Annotated in this window: 16 protein-coding genes; 9 read left to right on the plus strand and 7 right to left on the minus strand. The window is 52.3% G+C overall.

Annotated features, from left to right (window positions below; all coding sequences use genetic code 11):
• The first annotated feature begins 49 nt into the window (after positions 1-49).
• Positions 50-892: a 23S rRNA (adenine(2030)-N(6))-methyltransferase RlmJ gene (locus DW47_RS0103350; protein ID WP_029684935.1), complete on the plus strand. Its 843-nt coding sequence runs from the start codon at positions 50-52 to the stop codon at positions 890-892.
• A gap of 7 nt (positions 893-899) precedes the next feature.
• Here the strand turns inward: DW47_RS0103350 and rnz are convergent, their stop codons facing one another.
• The gene (gene rnz / locus DW47_RS0103355) at positions 900-1808 is read right to left on the minus strand and encodes a ribonuclease Z (RefSeq protein WP_029684936.1); all 909 of its coding nucleotides are present in this window, start codon (positions 1806-1808) and stop codon (positions 900-902) included.
• 178 nt (positions 1809-1986) lie between these two features.
• Between rnz and gorA the strand changes: the two genes are divergently transcribed.
• Entirely contained in the window at positions 1987-3339 is a 1353-nt protein-coding gene (gene gorA / locus DW47_RS0103360; RefSeq protein WP_029684937.1) for a glutathione-disulfide reductase, read from the plus strand.
• A 113-nt stretch (positions 3340-3452) separates the two neighbouring features.
• Here gorA and aptA read toward each other — a convergent pair whose 3' ends face one another.
• On the minus strand, positions 3453-4784 hold the full coding sequence (gene aptA / locus DW47_RS0103365) for an omega-aminotransferase AptA (RefSeq protein ID WP_029684938.1): 1332 nt from the start codon (positions 4782-4784) through the stop codon (positions 3453-3455).
• Positions 4785-4884: 100 nt separating this feature from the next.
• On the opposite strand from aptA, the gene DW47_RS0103370 reads away from it, so the two are divergent.
• A complete protein-coding gene (locus DW47_RS0103370) occupies positions 4885-5799 on the plus strand; it encodes a LysR family transcriptional regulator (RefSeq protein ID WP_029684939.1) in 915 nt (304 codons plus the stop codon).
• Here DW47_RS0103370 and DW47_RS0103375 read toward each other — a convergent pair.
• The gene (locus tag DW47_RS0103375) at positions 5790-7100 is read right to left on the minus strand and encodes a CitMHS family transporter (RefSeq protein ID WP_029684940.1); all 1311 of its coding nucleotides are present in this window, start codon (positions 7098-7100) and stop codon (positions 5790-5792) included. The genes DW47_RS0103370 and DW47_RS0103375 overlap by 10 nt on opposite strands.
• A gap of 846 nt (positions 7101-7946) precedes the next feature.
• Between DW47_RS0103375 and DW47_RS0103380 the strand changes: the two genes are divergently transcribed.
• The 4 genes from DW47_RS0103380 to DW47_RS0103395 all read left to right on the plus strand — a co-directional run bounded on the left by DW47_RS0103380 (position 7947) and on the right by DW47_RS0103395 (position 14569).
• Entirely contained in the window at positions 7947-9569 is a 1623-nt protein-coding gene (locus DW47_RS0103380) for an NAD-dependent malic enzyme (RefSeq protein WP_029684941.1), read from the plus strand.
• Between the two features lie 77 nt (positions 9570-9646).
• Positions 9647-11311, plus strand: coding sequence for an aspartate:alanine exchanger family transporter (locus tag DW47_RS0103385; protein ID WP_029684942.1), 1665 nt, complete (start codon positions 9647-9649; stop codon positions 11309-11311).
• A 95-nt stretch (positions 11312-11406) separates the two neighbouring features.
• Positions 11407-13263, plus strand: coding sequence for a sensor histidine kinase (locus tag DW47_RS0103390; RefSeq protein WP_029684943.1), 1857 nt, complete (start codon positions 11407-11409; stop codon positions 13261-13263).
• Positions 13256-14569 (plus strand): sigma-54-dependent transcriptional regulator, encoded by a 1314-nt coding sequence (locus DW47_RS0103395; RefSeq protein WP_029684944.1) that lies wholly within the window; start codon positions 13256-13258, stop codon positions 14567-14569. Before DW47_RS0103390 ends, DW47_RS0103395 begins: the two co-directional genes overlap by 8 nt.
• 36 nt (positions 14570-14605) lie before the next feature.
• Here the strand turns inward: DW47_RS0103395 and DW47_RS0103400 are convergent, their stop codons facing one another.
• The 3 genes from DW47_RS0103400 to DW47_RS0103410 all read right to left on the minus strand — a co-directional run bounded on the left by DW47_RS0103400 (position 14606) and on the right by DW47_RS0103410 (position 19174).
• The gene (locus DW47_RS0103400) at positions 14606-16741 is read right to left on the minus strand and encodes a TonB-dependent siderophore receptor (protein ID WP_029684945.1); all 2136 of its coding nucleotides are present in this window, start codon (positions 16739-16741) and stop codon (positions 14606-14608) included.
• A 116-nt stretch (positions 16742-16857) separates the two neighbouring features.
• Positions 16858-17814, minus strand: coding sequence for a helix-turn-helix transcriptional regulator (locus DW47_RS0103405; protein ID WP_029684946.1), 957 nt, complete (start codon positions 17812-17814; stop codon positions 16858-16860).
• A gap of 157 nt (positions 17815-17971) precedes the next feature.
• Complete coding sequence (locus DW47_RS0103410) at positions 17972-19174, minus strand: MFS transporter (RefSeq protein WP_029684947.1); 1203 nt, start codon at positions 19172-19174, stop codon at positions 17972-17974.
• A 93-nt stretch (positions 19175-19267) separates the two neighbouring features.
• On the opposite strand from DW47_RS0103410, the gene DW47_RS0103415 reads away from it, so the two are divergent.
• Positions 19268-20206 carry a LysR family transcriptional regulator gene (locus tag DW47_RS0103415; RefSeq protein WP_029684948.1) on the plus strand — a complete coding sequence of 313 codons (939 nt, stop codon included), beginning with the start codon at positions 19268-19270 and terminating at the stop codon, positions 20204-20206.
• A 191-nt stretch (positions 20207-20397) separates the two neighbouring features.
• A complete protein-coding gene (locus tag DW47_RS0103420) occupies positions 20398-22788 on the plus strand; it encodes a pyrroloquinoline quinone-dependent dehydrogenase (protein WP_029684949.1) in 2391 nt (796 codons plus the stop codon).
• A gap of 71 nt (positions 22789-22859) precedes the next feature.
• Here DW47_RS0103420 and DW47_RS0103425 read toward each other — a convergent pair whose 3' ends face one another.
• Complete coding sequence (locus DW47_RS0103425; protein WP_029684950.1) at positions 22860-23363, minus strand: TIGR00645 family protein; 504 nt, start codon at positions 23361-23363, stop codon at positions 22860-22862.
• Positions 23364-23512 lie beyond the last annotated feature (149 nt).

Genomic DNA, 23512 nt, shown 5'->3' on the forward strand with positions numbered 1-23512 from the left:
AGCGGGTTTACACCTCACAGGATCCGGAATTTATCAGAAGGTATACGACATGCTCAGCTATCGTCATAGTTTCCATGCAGGCAACCATGCGGATGTTCTTAAACATACCGTTCAGAGCCTGATCATTCAGTCATTACAAGAAAAAGAGAAACCATTTCTCTATTTAGACACACACGCCGGTGCTGGCCGCTATCTGCTTAACAGCGAACATGCTGAGCGTACTGGGGAATACACCGAAGGGATCGCCCGTATTTGGCAGCATCCGGATGCTCCGGAGCAACTGAATGCCTATCTGTCCGCGGTAGCAGCCCTGAATCCCTCCGGTAACCTGAAATATTATCCAGGTTCCCCCCTGATCGCCCGCCATTTGCTGCGTGAACAGGACAGCTTGGAGCTCACCGAGTTACACCCAACTGACTACCCATTACTGCGTAATGAGTTTTTGAAAGATGACCGCGCCCGAGTGGCACGTTCTGACGGTTACCAGCAGCTGAAAGCGAAACTGCCACCACAATCACGCCGTGGGCTGATCCTGATCGACCCACCTTATGAAATCAAAACCGATTATCAGGCAGTGGTGGACGGGATCCGCGAAGGCCATAAACGCTTTGCCACCGGTGTTTTTGCGCTCTGGTATCCCGTTGTCCTGCGCCAGCAGATTAAGCGTATGCTGAATGACCTACAGGCCACCGGCATCCGCCGTATTCTGCAGATTGAATTAGCGGTTCGTCCTGACAGTGACCAACGGGGTATGACCGCCTCGGGGATGATTGTGATCAATCCGCCTTGGAAACTGGCCGCTGAGATGGAAGCGGTGCTGCCGTGGCTGCATCAGCAACTGTCACCCACCGGTACCGGCCATACGCTGGTAAAATGGGTGGTACCGGAGTAATCACGGTTCAGATTTCAGTTACCCAGAAATCCTCCGCCAGTTCGGTCGCACTGAAGACCGACTGGCACTCCGCCAGCAGTCGCGGCATATCGTCTTTGCGGTAACGCGAACTGAAATGGGTGGCAATCAGCCGCCCTGCTCCCGCCTGAAGAGCCAGCTCTGCGGCCTGTACGGTCGTCGAGTGACCGCGGCTGTTGGCTTTTTCAGCCATCGCGGCCTCTAGCGTGGTTTCATGGACCATCACATCCACCCCTGCTGCTAAGGTCAATGCCTGCTCTGTCGGGGCAGTATCCCCGAAGATCGCCAGTGACTTGCCTTTATGCGCCGGTCCCAGATAATCGTTGCCGTCGATCACCCGCCCATCGTCTAGGGTCACTGTTTTCCCCTGTTTCAGTGCCGCAAACCACGGTCCGGAAGGAATACCCTCGGCCTTAAGCCGTGCCGCATCCAGAAAGCCGGGTTTGTCACGCTGACTGATGCGATAACCGAAACAAGGCACCACATGGTTCAGCGCCACAGCGGTCACCGTGTATTCCTCATCGTCAACGATCACCCCTTCCTCGATCTCAAGGATCTCTAGCGGGAAACTGACCCAGGATCCGCTCAGATCCAGCGCATTCTCAATGAAAGCTTTGATCCCTTTCGGGCCGTAGATCGTCAGCGGCTGGCTAAGGCTCCCCATTGAACGACTGGTCAGCAGCCCTGGCAGGCCAAAAATATGATCACCGTGGAGGTGCGTAATAAAGATTTTCTCAAGCTTTCCAGGCTTCAGGGCGCTACGCATATACTGCTGCTGGGTACCCTCACCGCAATCAAATAGCCAATCCCCCCCTGGGGGTAATGACAGAGCGATGGCAGTCACATTGCGTTGCAGGCTTGGCACCCCAGCACTGGTGCCCAGAAAAGTCAGGTACATGCTATGCTTCCGTTGATAAAGTGAGACCAATGGGCATCCTATCACAACCATAGGTGCAAACTTTGCGGCATTTGCCGTAGTCGCGTTACACTGGCAGCAGTGACAATATTGATACAGCCTCGCGGGTAAGCATCATTGCCCGGGTGCCTGTTTAACCAGAAACGGACGGATATCCTGAATGACAACACATTATGACTATCTGGCAATCGGCGGCGGCAGCGGCGGTATTGCCTCCATTAACCGCGCAGCAATGTACGGTCAGAAATGCGCGCTGATCGAAGCCAAAGAACTGGGTGGCACCTGCGTTAACGTTGGCTGCGTCCCTAAAAAGGTAATGTGGCATGCGGCGCAGATTGCCGAAGCGATCCATCTTTATGGCCCGGATTATGGCTTTGATACCACGGTTAACCGCTTTGACTGGTCGACCTTGGTGAAGAACCGCAGCGCCTATATTGATCGTATTCATGCTTCTTACGATAACGTGCTGGGTAAAAATAAAGTCGATGTTATCAAAGGCTTTGCCCGTTTTGTCGATGCCCATACCGTTGAAGTGAATGGCGAAATCATCACGGCAGATCATATTCTGATCGCCACCGGTGGACGTCCTTCTCATCCGCAGATCCCGGGGGCGGAACTGGGTATTGATTCCGACGGGTTCTTTGAGTTGGATGCGTTACCGAAACGGGTTGCGGTAGTCGGTGCCGGCTATATCGCCGTGGAGTTGGCAGGCGTGGTAAATGCTCTGGGTGCGGAAACCCACCTATTCGTACGTAAAGAGTCGCCACTCCGTCATTTCGATCCGCTGCTGTCGGAGACCCTGGTCGAGGTGATGAAGGCGGAAGGTCCAACGCTGCATACCGGCGCAACGCCTAAAAGCGTGCAGAAAAACAGCGATGGCAGCCTGACCCTGAACCTGGAAAACGGGGAAAGCTATACCGTCGATTGCTTGGTATGGGCGATTGGCCGTCAACCTGCTACCGATAACCTCAACCTAGAGGTCACTGGGGTGGCACTGAATGACAAAGGTCAGATCAGCGTCGATAAATTCCAGAACACTAATGTCCCTGGGATTTACGCAGTCGGAGATAATACCGGTGCGGTCGAACTGACACCGGTTGCCGTGGCAGCCGGACGCCGTCTCTCTGAACGTCTGTTTAATAATAAGCCGGATGAGCATCTGGATTATCACAATATCCCAACAGTGGTCTTCAGCCATCCGCCGATCGGCACGGTCGGGCTGACCGAGCCGCAGGCCCGTGAGCAGTTCGGTGATGAGGCAGTCAAGGTGTATACGTCATCGTTTACCGCCATGTACACCGCCGTCACTCAGCACCGTCAGCCGTGTCGCATGAAATTGGTGTGTGTCGGTGACGAAGAGAAAATTGTCGGTATCCACGGTATTGGCTACGGCATGGATGAGATGCTACAGGGCTTTGCGGTGGCTCTGAAAATGGGTGCCACCAAAAAAGACTTCGACAATACGGTCGCCATCCACCCAACCGGTGCGGAAGAGTTTGTGACCATGCGCTGAGCCTAAACTTGGCTGATTGACGCCCCCGTACAGCGACTGTGCGGGGGCGTTTTTTATTGTCTGTTCGCGCTAAAAAAGCCCGCCGCGCGGGCTTAATACTGACTGATAACGGATCAATCGATACTGTGCAGGGCTTCTCCCACCGCATCAAAGACACTGTCCAACTCTGCTGGCTGAGCGTTAAACATAGGACCAAACTGCAAACAATCGCCGCCGAATCGGACATAGAAGCCGGCTTTCCATAACGCGATCCCCGCATCGAAGGGCCGCACTGCCGCATCACCGTCCCGGGGAGCCAGTTGGATCGCACCCACCAGTCCGCAGTTACGGATATCAACCACATTCGGGCAATTACGCAGACCGTGCAGGGCCGTTTCAAATACCGGCGCCAATGCCGCAGACTGTTCAATAAGGTTGTCGCGTTCCAGCAACTCCAGTGTTGCCAAGCCCGCGGCACAGGCTACCGGATGGCCAGAATAGGTGTAACCATGGCCGAATTCCACCGCATGCTCTGGCAATGGCTGAGACATATAGGTCTGGTAGATGTCGCGGGTTGCCACCACGCCGCCCATTGGTATCGCACCGTTGGTGATCTGCTTGGCAAAGTTAAGGATATCCGGGGTCACCCCGAAATATTCCGCCGCCGTCCAGCGTCCCATACGCCCAAAGCCGGTGATCACTTCATCAAAAATCAGCAGGATATTGTGCTGGTCGCAAATCTCGCGCAGCCGTTGCAGATAGCCTTGTGGCGGAATAATCGCCCCAGCCGATCCAGACAGCGGTTCAACGATGACAGCCGCAATGTTCGAGGCATCATGCAGTTCGATCAGCTTCAGCATTTCGTCAGCCAGTGCCACGCCTCCGGTTTCTGCCTGACCTTGGGTAAAGGCCAGCTCCGGTTGCAGGGTATGAGGCAGATGATCAACATCCATAAACTGCCCAAACATCTTACGGTTACCGCCGATGCCTCCCAGACTGGTCCCGGCAATGTTCACGCCATGGTAGCCGCGAGCACGACCGATAAATTTGGTTTTCGCCGGCTGGCCTTTGGCACGCCAATACCCGCGGGCCATTTTCACCGCCGTATCCGCAGATTCTGATCCAGAGCCGGTAAAAAACACATGATTGAGGTCTCCTGGCATCCGCTGGGCAATTTTCTCCGCCAAGGTAAAAGACAGCGGATGGCCGTACTGGAACCCCGGAGAATAATCCAGTGTCCCCAGTTGCTGTGCCACCGCCGTCTGAATTTCTGTGTGGCAATGCCCAGCACCGCAGGTCCACAAGCCTGACAGACTGTCATATAACTGACGGCCTTTGTCGTCGGTCAACCAGCGATCCTTCGCCGAAACAATAAAGCGCGGATCGCGCTGAAAATTACGGTTAGCACTGAACGGCATCCAGTGCGACTGCAGATTAAGTCCTGAAGTATCGATGGTGTCTGACATGGTGGTTCCTCATAACAGGGATACGGAACAGTTTGCAATCAATGCTTAGTTAAGTTAAATCCCTATTATTGAACCTTTAGTTATGAAAAAACTTACCTGAATGAAAAACAAATCTCTGGGCCGGGTCAGCGACTATGAACTGAAGTTATTACGGATTTTCCGTACCATTGCCGAATGCGGTAGCTTCTCAGTGGCAGAAAGCCTATTGGGAATGTCACGACCGGCAATCAGCCAGCAGATGAGCGATCTGGAAAAACGGTTGGGCATGCGGTTATGTCAGCGTGGCCGGGCCGGTTTTTCCCTTACCGATGAAGGCAGGGAGATCCTGCAGCTCAGTGATACCCTGTTTGCCTCAGTGGAAACCTTTCGTCAGCAAGTGAACCAGATGCACCGCCAACTGCGCGGAACCTTTAATCTCGGCATCATTAATAATCTGGTGACCCAGCCGATGATGAAACTGACCCATGCTCTGGAGATATTGCGCCGTCAGGGGCCGGATATCCATATCTCTCTCACCATGACCACGCCGTCAGAAATTGAGCGGGCTGTGATGGAAGGACGCTATCATGTCGGCGCACTGCCGTTGATCTCGCCACTGTCTGGGCTGGATTATCTGCCGTTATATGAGGAAAAATCCTCCCTGTATTGCAGCCATACTCATCCCTTATTTGCCGACGGCTTAGGCGATGATCACAGTGTGCTGCGTCAGTACGATGCGATAGCACCCGCGGAACGCATGACCGCCGAAACCGTCAGATTGCATCAGTTGCTGAACTGCACGGCAACGGCTTCTGACCGTGAAGGCATTGCTTTTCTGATCCTTACCGGTCGCTTTATCGGTTTCTTACCTGACCATTATGCCGCCCACTGGCAGGAAAAAGGGCTGATGCGTGCCCTAGCGCCACAACAGTTGCACTTTACCCATACTATTGCGCTGGCGACCCGTAAAGGCCGCCAGCCGGATGCGATCCTACAACTGTTTTTACACTCACTGCACAGCGATCATCAGGAATAGAGCGGGATCGCTCCGGTGAGGATCCCGCCGATCAACAGTGCCAGACTGACCAGGATCCCCCATTTGATCGCGAAACGCTGATGATCACCAATATCCACTTTTGCCAGCCCCACCAGCAAATAGACCGAAGGCACTAGCGGGCTGAGTAAATGGAATGGCTGACCGACAATCGAGGCACGGGCTATCTCGGCGGCGGAAATGCCGTAGCCTTCAGCAGTCTGAGCAATCACCGGCAAAATGCCGAAGTAGAAAGCATCATTAGACATAAAGAAGGTGAACGGCAGACTGATCACCCCGGTAAACAAGGCCAGATACGGCCCGAAACTGTGTGGGATCACCGCCAGCAGACTTTTCGCCATCGCTTCTACCATACCGGTTCCAGAGAGAATACCGGTAAAAATACCCGCCGCAAAAATCAGAGAAGTGACCGCCAGTACGTTCGCCGCATGGGCAGCGATCCGCTCTTTCTGCTGATTGAGTGAGGGATAGTTGAGCATCGCTGCAATCGCAAACGCCAACATAAACAAAATCTGGATTGGCAGTGCACCCATTACCAGCAGCACCAGTAAAACGGTGGTCAGGATAAAATTCGGCCAAAACATCGCCGGACGGCGGTTGGCGGCGCAAGCCTCTTCATCTCCTAACCCAAGGCTGATGCTGTCCGTATGACCACCGGTGAAGGAGACTTTCCCCAGCCGGCGCCGCTCTTTTATCCCAAACCAGACGGCAACCACAACCAGCGACATGCAGGCCAACAGCATCGCAGGGATCATCGGAATAAAGATATCCAAGGCATCGATGTGTAATGCCGCTGCTGCCCGAGCCGTTGGGCCACCCCAGGGTGAAAGGTTCATGATACCGCTGGCCAGATTGACCAAGCAGGTCATCATCAAAATATTCATCCCTAGTTTGCGGTAAAGGGGTAGAAAAGCGGCAATGGCGATCATATAGGTAGTTGAACTATCGCCATCCAGAGAGACCAGCAACGTCAGAATGGCTGTACCCGCCAGCACTTTCAACGGATCGCCTTTGACCAGTCGCAGAATGAAGCGTACCAAGGGGTCAAACAGTCCCGCATCAATCATTAGACCAAAGTAGAGAATCGAAAACGTCAGCATCACACCGGTGGGAGCCAGCGCCTTTACCCCACTCAGCATCATGTCACCTAGCCCCTGATAAAACCCGCCGACTAAGGCAAAAACGGTGGGAACCAAAATCAAGGCGATTAGCGCTGACATGCGTTTGGTCATGATCAGGTACATAAAACAGACAACCATTGCAAAGCCCAAGATGGTCAACACAGTGCTCCCCCCTCATGGATCAACGATCCCTTTACACGATGAATGCCTCAGCCTGACGGCAGTCTCCGTCTCCCGCCCACAGCACCCGCCGCCAATATGCTGAAATCATTTATCACTACTCATAATAACACTAACAACTTAGCAACATTTATTAACATTAATAAAACTGAATGAGTGAAAAGCGATACCCGTCATATTTTCACGAGTCGGTCGCGGCGTTATGTGACGGCTATCAGAAGCTACTCTCACAGTGGGTTGACAGTGTGTGACCACGGCGGAGCCCGCTAGACTTGGGATACAAAGCCCTCTCCTCTTACTGACACCTACCCACAATAGCGGTTCTCACTGGAACCTTGGTGTCTTCAGACGCACGATATTGACCGGTGAAACGGAAAACCGGACATAGGAGCCCCTTGGAAAAGCACGAATACCCTTATTTTTATAAAGGTTGTTTAACTCTTCATCACCGCGGATTTTTTGAGCGTTTCTTGCCTTATGGACCGCAATTTTTTTTACCTGTAATTGCAACCAGCACTGTGTAGTGTTTTCGGAAACTGCCACAAGCTTAAAAAAATGCTAAATAGCGCAAGCTTGAATTTAACCTTACATCTTTTGTGGTTACACACGATTAACCTGTTCAGTGTCTAAAAAAACACCAAGGCCGGGAAACCAACCTCATATTTGAATTCATTTCCGGAAATCCGGACACCTCAGTTTACCTAAAAATAAAAAACCCTTTATTTTCATAAAGATAATTATTAAGAAAAGCTGGCACAGCCGTTGCAGTAGGTATTAGCGAGCAAGTTAACTTTTTGATTGATTCATTTTGTTTACAGGAGCTACATCATGACTACTGAAACCACCCTTTCAGGCATGGATTTACTGCACGACGCTGCCAGCAATAAAGGCACTGCCTTCAGTGAACAGGAACGTCAAACTAAAAAACTTGAAGGCCTGTTACCGCCTTCTGTAGAGTCACTGGATGTACAGGTACAGCGTGTCCTCAATCACCTGGATAGCAAAAAAGATGATCTGGAACGCTACATCTATCTGATCGGCTTGGAAGAACGTAATGAAGTGGTGTTCTACAAAACCATCATGTCTGACCCAATGCGTTTTATCCCAATCCTGTACGATCCAATCGTTGCCGATGCCTGCTTAGAGTTTGGTCATATCTACCGTCGTCCTCGCGGGATGTACATTACCCGTCATATGAAAGGCCGCATGGCTGAAGTCCTGAAAAACTGGCCAGTCAAAGATGTGCGCTTTGTCTGTGTCTCTACCGGGGGTCGTATCCTCGGCCTGGGCGATATTGGTGCCAACGGTATGGGGATCCCAATCGGTAAACTGCAACTGTACACCGCCTGTGCGGCCGTACCACCGGATTGCCTGCTGCCAATTCTGTTCGATATCGGTACCACCAACGAAAAACTGCGTAATGACCCGCTGTACCTAGGTACCCGTGAAGAACCGGTCAGCGAAGAAGAACTGAATGAACTGACTGAAGAATTCGTCCAAGCCGTACAGACCGTGTTCCCTGGCTGCTGTATCCACTTTGAAGATTGGAAAGGCACTGACGCCATCCGTTATCTGGACCGTTATAAAGATAAAGTCCTGTGCTACAACGATGATATTCAGGGGACTGCCAGCGTCGCCCTAGCCGGTGTTTTCAGTGCCATGAATATCACAGGCGGAGACATCAAACAGCAGCGCGTACTGTTCTACGGTGCAGGCTCTGCCGGTATCGGCATCGGTAAACTTATCTGTTCAGAGCTGCGCGATTTAGGTCTGTCTGAGGAAGAAGCCACTTCACGTATTGCCTATATGGACATCAATGGTCTGATTGAGAAATCTCGTAAAGACCTGAGCCCGGAACAGCAGAAATTTGCGCTGGATGCCGAGCCAACCCGTGACCTGGTCAAAGTGATTGAAGAGTTCAAACCGACCATTCTGTTCGGGGTCAGCACCAGCGCCGGGGCCTTTACCCAGCAAGTGGTCGAAAAAATGAGTGAAATTAATGAACGCCCAATCATTTTTGCCCTGTCCAACCCAACCAATAAAGTAGAGTGTACCGCAGAGCAAGCCTACACTTGGTCTAAAGGTAAAGCCCTATTTGCCGCCGGTGTCCAGTTCCCTGAATTTAAACTAGACGGAAAAACCTTCCTGCCTGGTCAGGCGAACAACTTCTACATCTATCCGGCAATTGGTCTGGCAACCTATGTCGCCCGTCCGCTGCTGTTAAACGATGAGTGCTTTATTATCGCGGCCCATGCAACGGCCGATCAGGTGACCCCTGATATGCAGAAAAAAGGGATGCTCTACCCAAGCCAACATAATATTCTGGAAACAGAGGTCACCACTGCGGTGAAAATTGCCGAATATATGTTTGATAATGGGTTGGCTCAGGCTGAACGTCCGGAAAATATCCGTCAGTGGATCGAAAAACAACTTTATAAACCACAATATTAATCTCTCCTTCAGTCTTATTTCAGGGATAGTCTTTTCGGGGCGCCATCCGCCCCGCTTTTTTCCTTCAGGAGAAAATCATGAACTTTTTTATTTCTGCCCTGCATGATAACCCGGATATCGCTATTTATTTAACTCTGGCATTAGGCGCATGGTTCGGAACCTTTAAAATTGGTAAATTTAGTCTTGGCGTGGTCACCAGTACATTAATTGCCGGCCTATTAATCGGTCAGCTTAATTTACATATTTCTCCCGTCATGCAATCCACCTTTTTTGATATGTTTTTATTTGCCGTCGGTTATGCTGTCGGTCCAGAATTTATCCGCGCACTGAAAAGTGACGGTCTTCCGCAAGTCATCTTTACCGTGATTGTCTGCCTGTCAGGTCTGGGTACTGCCATCGTGCTGGGTAAAATCTTCCACTATGATCCCGCACTGACAGCAGGCCTGCTGTCTGGCGGTTACACTAACTCGACTGTCCTTGGGGTCGCCTCCAGTGTGATGTCGCAAAATGCCGCCGCTGCTGCCGCCCTGTTACCGGTTGCCTATGCCGTCACCTACCCGTTTGGGACTGCCGGTTCTGCTTGGTTCTTGGCAACGCTGGGGCCAAAATTAATGAAAATTAATTTACCTGAGGCCTGCCGCGATTATGAAAAAACACATGGTGCCACTCAGGAAATAAAAGACTCCGCCTATATTTCGCATGTTGCTCGTGCCCTGACCGTTCAAAACTCAGCGTTTATTGGCAAAACCGTTGCCGATGCCGAAGATATGTTGGGCCATAAAATATTTATTCGCCGAATTCGTCAGCAAGGAAATAAAAATATCGTTCAATGTGAAGCCGACACCGTGCTGAGCCAGGGCGATGAAATCATTGCATCAGGCCGACTGAAAGATATTGTTGCCTGCCAAAAACAGATTGGGCCCGAAAGTGCCGATATTAATTTATTAAATTTTGCCACCGAAAAACTGGATATTGTCCTGAGTAAAAAAACCACTCAAGGAAAAACACTGGGGGATCTGGTTTACAGCGAATTTAACCGTCCGGGACATGGTATTTTCCTACTAGGAATCACTCGTCATGATGAGGCGGTTACCTTGGATATGGATATGCCGCTGAAAGCGGGCGATGTCCTGACCGTCAAAGGTGAAGGTAAAGATGTCGCCGCGTTGGCAGCAAAAACGGGTTATGCCGACCGTAACAGCAATACCTCTGATCTAATGTTTATGTGTGCTGGTATTGCTATCGGTTGTCTGGTGGGTGCAGTGACTATCCATGTTGGCGGCATTCCACTCAGTCTGGGGACCAATGTCGGTGCCATCGTTGCCGGTGTCATTTGTGGCTACATCCGCTCGGTCAAACGTACCTTTGGTAAAATTGCCAATCCGGCCATCTGGTTACTCAATAACCTCGGTTTAAATGGCTTTATCGCGATTGTCGGTATCAATGCGGCTTCTGGGTTTATCGGTGGCCTGCAACACTACGGATTACCCTTATTTATCTGTGGGATTATTGTTACACTAGTGCCACTGATTGTTGGGCTGTTATTAGGCCGTTATGTGTTCCGTTTCCACCCAGGGATCCTGTTCGGCGTCTGTGCTGGTGCACGTTCTACTACCGCAGCCTTAGGGGCCATTCAGGAAGCTGCAAAAAGCTCAGTACCGGCCATTGGCTACACGGTTGGCTATGCCGTTTCCCGGTTAGTGATGGCGGTGCTCACTATCGTGCTGCTTAATATCTACTAATTGCAGACGAGATGGGTCTGAACCTCCTCAGCGCCCGGTCATTCTAGTCTTCGGTGACCGGGTCCGGCAAACATACATTATGCAGGAAAGAGGTTATGGTTCAGGAAGATAAGACACTCCCCACCGAGAAACGTTTTTTTTCATTTTCCCTCAAAGGGCTGCTGTGTGCGGCCCTTATTGCCTTGTTGGTACTGGTCATTGATTGTCTCAGTTACCGCGCCCTGGTTCCGCAACTGATGGGTCAGGCAGAATCCCATCTACAGGCCGGTTTACAACGCCGGGTCAATACTTTTGAACGTAACCTCGATAAGTACCGCTATCTGCCGCTGACTCTGGCTATGGACAGCGACTTACAGCGCTTTATCCACCATCCCTCAACCGAAAGCTATCCATATATTCATCGCAAACTGTGCCTGATAAGCCAAGCTATCGGTGCAGAACAGGTCTTTCTTGCGTCTCCGAGTGGGATGATTGTTGCCTCCGGACAGCCCTCCGGGGCCGATTATCTCCGCGGCCACGATATCACTTTCCGCCCTTACTTTCGTCAGGCGGTAAACGGACAGGTGATGGCCTTTTATGCGGTCGGCACCAGTGAAAATATGCCAGGGTATTACTTATCAGCGGGTATTGATGGCGGTGTGCTGGTCCTGAAAATCGACCTTGAACATCTGTTTGTCGCGGATGCCCCGCAAAGCGAGCCTCTGGCGCTGGCCGATACCAGCGGTATCATCCTCTCTTCCAATATTAAGGGCTGGAACTACCATACCTTTACCGCCGTCGAAGCGGGAGATCTCCGAGAAGTCGCCAGTACCCGCCAGTTTGGCGGCATAGAAATTACGCCGTTAGCCAATGTGCAGGTGAATAATGCCTCGCCACGACGCCGGCTGATCCGTATCGATGGTCAGCAATATTTGGCAGCCCGTGCCTCGATTCCCGGCACCACCATGCATCTGGTTACCATGCAGTCAACCACGCCGATCTACCGGGACCTCTGGTTACGCATTGCTCTGTTGGATAGCGTCCTGACATCGGTCATTTTCTTCGGCTACTTTGTCAGTCAACGCCTGAAACTGATACGTAAAGTCGCTGAAAACCATCGGGCAGTAAAAGATGCCTATGGCCGCCTAGAGATTTTGGTCGCCGAGCGCAGTCAGGAGTTACAGCAAAAAAATATCGAGCTAGAAAACGAGATCACCGAGCGCCTCGGGTTTGAAGAGCGTGAGCGGCACCTGCAAAAAGAGTTGATCCGTACTGAAAAATTGGCGGTGATAGGCCAGCTATCCGCCGGACTGGCCCACGAAATTAATCAGCCCTTAGCCGCTATCCGCGCCTATTCAGAAAATACCATTATCTTCTTACAGCGCGGTAATCTCGACGCTACCCGCGATAATCTGGGCCGTATTGCAGCATTAGTCGATCGCATCGGGGTGCTGACCGGCCAGTTACGCTCATTTGCTCGGCCTTCGGATGAAAGCATCAATCCGGTCTGTCTCAGCCACTGTATCGACAATGTCTTGGTACTGCTGAAGCACCGGCTGGAGAAGAAACATATCAGTATCAACAAAGATTTTCAGGGTGACGATATCTACGCCGACTGCAATGGACTGCGTCTGGAACAGGTGCTGGTCAACCTGCTGGCTAATGCCATTGATGTACTGGAAAACCGTGAATCCCCACACATTTCTGTGCGCTTATTCCGCTTCTTTTCAGAGGCGATTATTGAAGTGACGGATAACGGCCCCGGGCTTTCAGACGCGATCATAGACCATGTTTTTGAGCCCTTCTTTACCACCAAAACCACCACTGGCCTGGGATTGGGGCTGGCAATTTCCGCCGATATTATTAAAAGTTTTAACGGTAGCCTGAGTGCGGATAATCTCAGCAACGGCGGTGCCCGCTTTACCCTCAGACTGCAACTCAGTTCTCAGCAACAGGAGGCTCTCATTGGCTGACTATGACGTACTAATTATTGAGGACGATGAATCAGTCCGCACCAGCTGCATCCAGTCTCTGGAACTGGAAGCGATCAGCACTACCGGTGCCGGCTCGGTAGAAGACGCCATCAAGATCCTGCCAGATGATTTTCAGGGTGTGATCATTACTGACCTGCGACTGCCGGGGCTCAGTGGCATCGACTTTCTCCACCAGCTACAAGTCTCTGCGCCTGAAATACCGGTGATCATCATTACCGGACATGGCGATATACTGACTGCGGTCGAAGCTATGCGCAGCGGGGCCTACGATTTTCTACCAAAACCCTTTTCACCACAGGTACTGATCCAACAGGTTAGACGGGCACTGGAGAAACGCAAGCTGACCTTGGAAGTAGCAAAACTGCGTCAGCAACTGGCCCATGTCAGTGATCTCGATAGCCGCTTTATCGGACATGCACAGCCGATGTGCGAGCTGCGGCAAACCGTCAGGAATATCGCTGCCACCCCTGCCAACGTGATGATCCACGGAGAAACCGGCACCGGTAAAGAGCTGCTGGCACGCTGTATTCATGACCTCAGCGGCCGGCCGGGAAATTTTGTTGCTCTGAACTGTGGTGGTCTGCCAGAAACCCTGTTCGACAGCGAAATTTTCGGCCATGAACGAGGCGCTTTTTCCGGTGCCACCCAGCAACGTATCGGTAAAATAGAATACGCGCAGGGCGGAACGCTGTTCCTCGATGAGATCGAAAGTATGCCGATGCCCATGCAAATCAAGCTATTACGAGTCTTGCAGGAACGGATGCTGGAGCGACTCGGCTCTAACCAAGAAATTCCGGTGGATATCCGTGTCATCAGTGCCACCAAAGCTGACCTGAGTGTCTTGGCCGAAAAGGGCGAGTTCCGCGCTGACCTGAATTTCCGTCTCAACGTGATTGAATTGCCCATCCCACCCTTACGCGAACGCCGAGAAGATATTCCACTGCTGTTTAACTATTTTGCGCAAACTGCAGCAGCCACCTTTGGCCGCGAGGTACCGCAAATCGATACCGTCAGAATGCAGAATTACCTGACCTGGCCCTGGCCGGGGAATGTCCGTGAATTGCGTAACGAAGCCGAACGCTGTGTGCTAGGCATGACCGGTGAGGCGGGCAGACACAGCTCTGACCATGTGCTGTCCTTGCCGCAGATGGTCGAGCATTTTGAGAAAGATTTAATTATCTCTGAACTGAGTAAACATCACGGCAATATTTCTCAGGCCGCCGAAGCCCTAGGCATCGCCAAAAGTACCTTGTTTGATAAAGTGAAAAAGTACGGCCTGCAATAGTAGTTCCCCCCTACGGTCAGACCGCAGGGGGTGACATCAGAAGCTATAGCTGACCCCTGCTTGCCAGCTACGATCCCGCCCTATCCAACAATAACTGCTGCTGTAACAGGTATAGGTCATTTTATTGGTCAGATTCTGGGCACTGGCCTTCACCGTCAGGCCTTTGAGTGAGGGACTCACCTGCCCCATATCATAACTCACTGCTGCATCAAACTGCGTATTGCCACCCATTGCCGCAACGGAGTTATCTGGGGTTATCGCTGTTTTTCCGTTGTAACGTAGCCCTGCCCCGGCCATTAATCCACTCAGTGCTCCTTGGTCGAAGGTGTAATCCCCCCATAACGTCAGCCGGTTTTCTGGCACCTGGGTCGCTCTCTGCCCTTGGTACAATTCATCACGGGTATTGATAGCGTGGGTATAGGCGTAGCTTGCAATCAGATTAAGGTTATCCGTCGGCCGACTGACCAGCGTGACCTCGGCCCCACGTGAGCGTATCTCTCCTGTCTGCCGATAATTCAGTAGCCCAGCGGCGGTGTAGGTATAGTCGGTGGTCAGTACATTTTTCTGACGGATTTCAAACAACGACGTTGTCAGGGTGGTGGCATAGTCTGCCAGCAGATATTTTACACCGCCCTCGACTTGCCGACTGGTCGTGGCCTTTGCCTGATCACTGGTCAGTGTTCCCTGCGGTGATACCGGTAAGAAGCCTTCCGAATAACTGAGGAACGGGGCAATACCCTCACTGAATTGATAAAGTACGCCTAGCCGTTTGGTGAGTCGCTGTTGATCAACGGAGGTTTTCTGCCCCTGATTGAGATAGTCGGTGGTGGAGGATTGATAGTCATCATAACGCAAGCCCGCCATCAGGTTCAGGCCACCAAATTCCGAGTGTTCCTGCAGATAATATCCCCGCTGATTGAAGCGCAACCGCTGACGCTTCGCAGTATACAAGCCGGCTTTCTCGCTCTCCATCAGGCCATAATCCGGATGTAACATATCAATGCCGGGCGAGGTCGTGGCATAACGATATGTCATAGGTGAGTTCAGGTGCTGATAATCGAATCCTGCCAGCAGGTGATGTTCACCGCCACCTGCGGTAAAACTGCGGGTCAGCTGATTATCAATATTAATACTATCTACTCCTTCATCGGTGGTATAGCCAAAACGGGTTAACTCAGTGGGAACGGTTCTGCTGCCAGTCGCATAAAGACTTTGCTGATGAGTATCGACGGTAAAATAGCGAGCCTTCTGTATCACTCCCCAACCGTTATCAAACTGATGTTCGAAACTATAACCCAGCATCCCTTGCCGCTGGCGGAAACCATTCCAATGATCACCGGCATAGGCACGGCGCGACGTATAGCCGCTGCGCAAATAAGCTAAGGGTAACGGCGATGACGGGGTTAATGACGGTTGATTCTGATAGAGGGCATCCAGGGTTAATCGGGTCTGATCGTCCGGCTGCCAACGGACGGAGGGCGCAACCAGATAACTTTCATGACGCGTCGTCACAGCTTGATCCTGACCGGCACTGCCTTTGGCAATCAGACGATAGCTCCAGTCGCTCTGCGCCAGCCGCCCTGTTGAGTCGATATACCCCTCGCGTAACTGGCGGTTGCCGGTCATGACACCGACTTCGGTGTGTGCGGTCGATTGAGGCATTTTACCCTGAATATTGACCAGCCCACCGGGGGAGGCATTACCGTAAAGTACCGAAGAGGGACCTTTCAGGATATCCACCTGTTCAATCAGGATCGGATCAATCGAGGCTTTGGTGTTGCCAGAAACATTATACGGCAGTTGTAAGCCATTGTAATACTCATGTTCCGCGGCGAAACCCCGGATCTTATATTCGCTCATATAACTGGTGGCCCCGCGCATCTCACTGGCAACCCCGGCATCGTAGCGCAAAATTTCATTCAGAGAATTGGTATGTCGTTTTTCAATTTCTTGGTAAGAGATTGAATCAATCACCTGCGGCGTGCGGCTTTCAGGCACTGCGGATTTGGTCGCACTGTTGGTATAAGTCGCCACACTCTGGGATGATGCGGCAGACCGACCGTTGGCATACACCTCTAATTCTGTCTGCTCTGCTGCCCACAATGCAGGACTGACGATCAATGTCGAACCCACCAACAGACGTGGAAAAACTGTACGATAGTACCTAGCCATGTTAACTCTCAGTCGATAAATACCCTTAGCAGAGATTATCGCTCTGAGGACGCTTATCACCGTTATGCACAGTGACGAAATAACTATGAGTAACGACAAAATGCCGCGGTGAGGGATTATGGCATCCGCGGGCGGTCAGCGGGGTAATTTCCAGGGGAGGTCCCGTAATGGCGTCGAAAAGCGGTGGCAAAATTACTGGCATGCTGGTAACCCGAATGCCATGCCGCCTGTTGGACACTGTAACCTTGTTGCAGATACCGCTTTGCCAGCGCCAGACGGCATTGACGCAGATAGCCGAACACCGATTCACCATAGGCTTGCCGAAATTTACTCCGCAGGCTACTGCTGCTCATCGCTGCCACTTTCGCCAGCGCATCCAGCGTATATTCCTGCTCTGGGCTGGACTCCAATAAGTGACGCACTGCTTCCAGACGCTGATGTTCTGATGGCTGGATCCCACCACGTCGTCGTTCCTGCGCTGGTTCCGGTATCAGGAAAAGCGATAATAGCTGCAGCAGAGCCCCTTCCAACGCCAGTTCTCGAGCCAATGGCGGGGTCTGCTCACTGACAGCGTGACGCAGTGTCATCAATAGGTGTCCAGGGAGGGTGCGTACTCTTGCCGGTACGCCATTTTGCAGCCAGTCAGCTAACGTTTGTGGACGCAGGCAACTGTTCGGCTCTAAACCGAGCGCCAACGTCACCAGCCGTTGTCCAGAGGTATGCCTAACACTGAGCATGCCTGGGGTATGCAAACCGGTACAAAATACCTTGCCGGTACTCAGCAGGATCTCCCGACCCACGGATCGCAGCTCAACCGAGCCTTCAAGGACAACCAGTAAAAATAGGGGAGACTGGCCTGCGGAGACGGATTCATAGGGTAACATCACCTGCACATCCGAATGTGTCACGTTCAGCCCTGAGCACAACTGCCACTCGCTTACCTGCCCATGGATCACCGGACACTGTGGTTCTGCTGCCGGAAAGCGGTAGTCTATCGCATAGCGCTCACCGAGACGCTGAAAATCAGCGACGGAAAAACTTTCTACCTGAATATCGGAGGATAAACGGTTCATAAACGTAATCTAGTGGAGGCAGGCAGCCCTGCTGAGCGGTGACGATAGCAAATAGCTTAACACCGTCGCCATAGATAACAAAGCAAATGATACGCATTTGCATTTGAAGGCGATTGTGGGATAAACATTGCCGGACGCTGAGGCCCGGCAATAGGGATTAATTCTGTAAATGACGGCTACACAGGCGCACCACTAAAGCACTGACCGCCGCAATGATTGCCACAATCACCACACCCTGCCAACCGGCATGGGTTAATGCCAGACTACCCAGTACTGAACCGGCCGACATGCCGACAAAGACCAAGGTAAACAATAAGGCGTTCAAACGGCTGCGAGCTTCCGGTACCAAGCGGAACACCAACGTCTGATGTGCCACCAGCGACGCCTGGATCCCAAGGTCAAAAATAATAGCACTCACCACGATCAGGCCTAACTGACAGGTCGGCGGCAGTAACGGCATCGGCAACATAATCACAAACGCCGTGATCACCAGCGCAGCGCCGACCTGAGTGACCCGTGCCGGACCGATCCGGTCGGCGAGACCTCCGGCTAGCGGAGCCGCCATGGCACCAGCAGCACCTGCTAACCCAAACGCACCGGTCACCGCACTATCGAGGTGATAATTTTTGTATAGCATTAGCGCTAAGGTCGACCAAAAAGCGCTGAAGGCCACCGATAACAAGGCCTGTGCTGTCGCAGCCCGGCGCAGTGTCTGATGCTGCTGCCATAACTGCCATAATGAACGCATCAGCGATGTCCAAGGCGCGCGCGTCATCGGCTGGAAAGACGGTAGAGTACGCCACAGTACCAAGGTGATGATCAGTACTGAGCATGCCGCAATGAAGTAGAGATTACGCCAGCCGAGGTACTGACCCACGACTCCACTGACCACCCGTGACAGTAATATCCCTCCCAGCAGGCCGGTCATCACTGTTCCTACTATTTTTCCGCGACTCTGCTCCGGTGCCAACGCGGCCGCAGCCGGTACAATATCCTGTGCGACCGTGGCCGTCAGGCCGGTCAGCAGGCTGGCGACCAGCAGGATATTAAGATCTGGGGAGAACCCACACATCACCAGCGCTGCCGCCAGCAGGATCCCTTTCACCGCGATCAGTTTACGTCGATCCAGACGATCCCCCAGCGGCGTCAACAGTAGGATCCCTGCCGCATAACCAGCTTGGGTCAGCATCGGGATCAAACCGGTCTGTGCTGGGGTCGCATGGAAGGGTTGCCCCATAATATTGAGCATCGGCTGGCTGTAATAAATAGCAGCGACACTTAAGCCTGCGCCGGTCGCCAGAATAAATAGCAATGACGCTGACAGCGCTGGCGCACTTGTGGCAGATGAAGGTGCGGACATAATGTTTCTCCTTATCAGAATGGCCGCCAGTAGACCCGATTTCTGTAATGCGTGGTAGACTCAAACACTACACAACCATTATGCGCCCGACGTATGAAACAACTCAGCCCCGGCAGCAGCGACCGCATTGAATTAATGCAGACCTTTATCCGGATTGTCGAAAGCGGCAGTCTGTCTGCCAGCGCCCGGCAGTTGGGGGTCAGTCAGCCGACCGTTAGCCGGCGACTCCAGGCATTAGAAAATATGCTGGGTCAGAAATTGATCCTGCGAACCACCCATGCCCTTAAGCTGACTGACGACGGCGAACGCTGCTACCGCCACGCCCGACAGCTGGTGAATAACTGGTATGCCCTGGAAGATGAACTGACCAATATTCATGATGAGCCGGTCGGCACTCTGCGGGTACGCGCGCCCCACGCTTTCGGCCAGGATCAGATGATCACCCCACTGGCGGAGTGGCTGAAAAGTGCGCCAGATCTCAAAATTGAGTGGATGCTCAATGACCGGACCCCAGATTTTGTCGCAGAGAATATAGACTGTGCCATTCAGGTCGGAGCCCTAAGCGACCCGGACTTGGTTGCAATACAAATAGCTGAAGTCCCCCGTTATATTGTCGCCACACCGCAACTGTTATCCCATTATTCGCCGGTCAAAGAGCTGTCCCAACTGGCCGAGCTGCCGTGGATGGCGCTCAGTCAGTTTTACCGTACCGAAATCACCCTCCGCTGTCCGCAGGAAGAGACGCGCCAGACTCTGACCATTGAGCCACGACTGACCAGTGACAGTCTGTATGCGGTACACAAACTTTTGTTTTCTGATCTGGGGGTGGCCTTAATGTCCTCGTGGATTGTTGAGCAGGACCTGGCTGCGGGTCGGCTGGTTCACTTACTGCCGGAATGGCAGGCCGATCCGTTACCGGTTTGGCTGACCTACCCCTGGGCCAGTTATTATCCGGCACGTTTACGGCACTTTTTTGCCATGATTAAACAGATGGTGCCCAATCTGGCAGGTGCCCGTCCCACTGGCCGATGAACCCTCCCTGCTGACCGGTATTGATATACCGGTCACTGCGCGGTTATCCCGATGTGCAATAAATGCGCTATCCCTACTCCTCACCGGATTATGGTGCAGCGACTGCTATAGTCAGAGTGAATGTAAATTTAATGTAAATAAAAAAGATATTTATTTACCTGAGTAGTGCTCACTTTAGTAAGGATATCGGTATGGGAAAGCGGTCTATTTTTGTCAGGATAATGGCGGTGGTACTGCTGCTGTGTGCCTTACCTTTGATTGCGGGCGGGGGCTATTTGGTTGCGCTCTCCGGCTCTGGGTATTACCTGATTGCAGGGTTAATGCTACTCATCTCTTCACTGTTATTGTTTAAAGGTAAAACCAGCGGCTTCACCCTCTTTTTTGTGCTCTATATCGGTACGTTCTTTTGGACCCTGTATGAAAGCGGCAGTGATTATTGGGGCTGGATCCCGAGGATGTCACTGCTGACCGTGCTGGCCTTATTACTGTCACTGGCGATACCTTCTCTGCATAACGGGCAAAAGAAAGGACTCAGTCGCGGCCTAGCAGGCTTTTTTGTCGCCGTATTTATTGTCGCCTTTGGCATGGCCTTTGTGCCCTATCACAGCTATCACTCTGGCGCAGCAACCCCTGATATCCCACTCACCGCGCAAACCTCAACGGATGCTTCTGCTCAGCCGGACAGTGACTGGAGGTATTATGGCCGTGACAGCCAGGCCACCCGTTTCTCGCCATTGAACCAGATCACGCCACAGAACGTGTCACAGCTCACCCGTGCGTGGACTTACCGTACCGGTGACTTGCCAAGTCACGGTGAGACCAACAAATGGGCGGCAGAAAATACGCCCATTAAGGTGGGCAACGCGGTGTACGTCTGCTCGGCACGCAACAATATTATTAAATTGGATGCGGCCACCGGACGTCAGATCTGGAAACATGATAGCGGCGTAAAATATGCCAGTATCCCCTATACGGCAGCCTGTAAGGGCTTAACATGGTATACCTCACATGTGGTGCCGGAGGGTCAGCTCTGCCACAACCGTTTGATTGTCGGCACCTTGGATGAACGGCTGCTGGCCGTCGACGCACAGACCGGACAATCCTGTCCGCAGTTCGGTGACCACGGACAGACTAACCTGCTGACCGGGCTCGGCTATACCGTACCTGGCTTTGTTGCGGTCACCGCTCCGGTCCCGATTGTCGATGGTGTGATCATCGTCAACCATGAAGTTCTGGATGGCCAGCGTCGCTGGGCGCCCTCTGGTGTGATCCGTGGTTATGATGCCGAAACCGGACAATTCAAGTGGGCGTGGGACGTCAACAACCCCGGCGTTCACAGCCAGCCAGCGGCGGGTAAATTTTACAGCCGTGGTACCCCAAATTCTTGGGCTGCCATGACCGGCGACGACAAGCTGGGATTGGTGTATGTGCCTACCGGAAACTCTGCGGCAGACTATTACAGTGCCCTACGCTCTGCCAATGAAAACCGGGTGTCATCTTCCATTGTGGCGCTGGATGTCAAAACCGGTGACGAAAAATGGGTCTTCCAGACCGTACACAAAGATGTTTGGGACTATGATCTCGGTTCACAACCGACCTTGTTCGACTTCCCAGGGGCGAATGGGCAGGCAATACCGGCGATGATTATCCCGACCAAACGCGGCCAAACCTTTGTACTGAACCGTGAAACCGGCCAACCACTAAGTCGAGTAGAAGAAAAACCGGCCCCGGTGGCTATTCTACCGGGGGATCCGCGCAGTCCGACCCAACCTTGGTCGGTGAATATGCCACGACTGGGCATGAAACCACTGACTGAAGCCAGAATGTGGGGGATCTCATTATTTGACCAGTTGGCTTGTCGCATCAAATTCCGTCAAGCCAATTATGTCGGCGAATTTACCCCGCCATCACTGACCAAACCTTGGATTGAATATCCAGGCTATAACGGCGGCAGTGACTGGGGCAGCATGGCTTACAACCCGCGTACTGGACTGCTGATTGCTAACTGGAACAATACCCCGATGTATGACCAATTGGTGACCCGCAAACAAGCCGATAAACAGGGACTGGTCTCCATCGACTCTCCGGCCTTTAAGCCAGGGGGCGGTGGCGCAGAGGGTAATGGCGCCATGGCCGATACCCCTTACGGCATCAATGTATCACCGTTCTTTGCACCGCTGACCGGAATGCTGTGTAACGAACCGCCATACGGTATGATCACCGCCATCAATATGCATACTCAGAAAGTGTTATGGCAACATCCGTTGGGCAGTGCTGAAAGAAATGGCCCCTTTGGTCTGCCGACACATTTACCGATCACTATCGGCACCCCAAATAACGGTGGCCCGATCGTCACTGCCGGTGGCCTGACGTTTGTTGCTGCCACCACCGATGACAAGATCCGGGCGTTTGATACCGCCACCGGCAAGGAGGTGTGGAGTGATACGCTACCGGCAGGCGGCCAAGCGACACCGATGACCTATTCGGTGGACGGTAAACAATACTTGGTGATCATGGCTGGAGGGCATCACTTTATGAAAACGCCGGTCGGCGATTATGTCATCGCCTATGCCCTAAAATAATGGTTTACTCACCCTGAAATAAAAAGGCCCCGTCATGACTGACGGGGCCTTTTCACGTACAGGTGGTGGGATCAATGAGCACCTTTGCTGTCACGGGACATTTTATCCAGATACCCCATGACAAACGCCGATAACACAAAGGTCAGATGCAGCAGGATATACCACATCACTTTACTGTTATCGATAGCGCGCATCTCCATAAACACCCGCAGCAGATGAATGGAGGAAATCGCCACAATCGAAGCCGCGACTTTATTCTTTAAGGAGCCAGAGTCCATTTTCCCTAGCCAGTTTAGTTTTTCTTTATGCTCATCGATATCCAGTGCAGAGATAAAGTTTTCATAACCTGAGAGCATCACCATGATCAGCAGCCCCCCCACCAGCGACATATCCACCAGCGACAGCAGCAATAAAATCAGTTCATTTTCAGTCACTGACAAGATATGCGGCAACACATGAAAGATTTCTTGGAAGAACTTAATGGTCAGTGCCAGCAGCCCCAGAGATAAGCCAAAATAGACCGGAGCCAGCAGCCAGCGAGTGGCATACATCAGATTTTCAATAAAACGTTCCATAACTACCCGGACAAAAATAAAGAATAACTTCAGTATACCCGAGGGGGCCGTACCTCCACAGCCCCCGAATGAGGTTTCTGTCTCGCGGGTCGACGGCAATCTTAATCGCTACCAACAAAACCGCCGGTCTGACGCTGCCACAGGCGGGC

The organism is Tatumella saanichensis (assembly GCF_000439375.1).
Lineage (GTDB): Bacteria > Pseudomonadota > Gammaproteobacteria > Enterobacterales > Enterobacteriaceae > Tatumella > Tatumella saanichensis.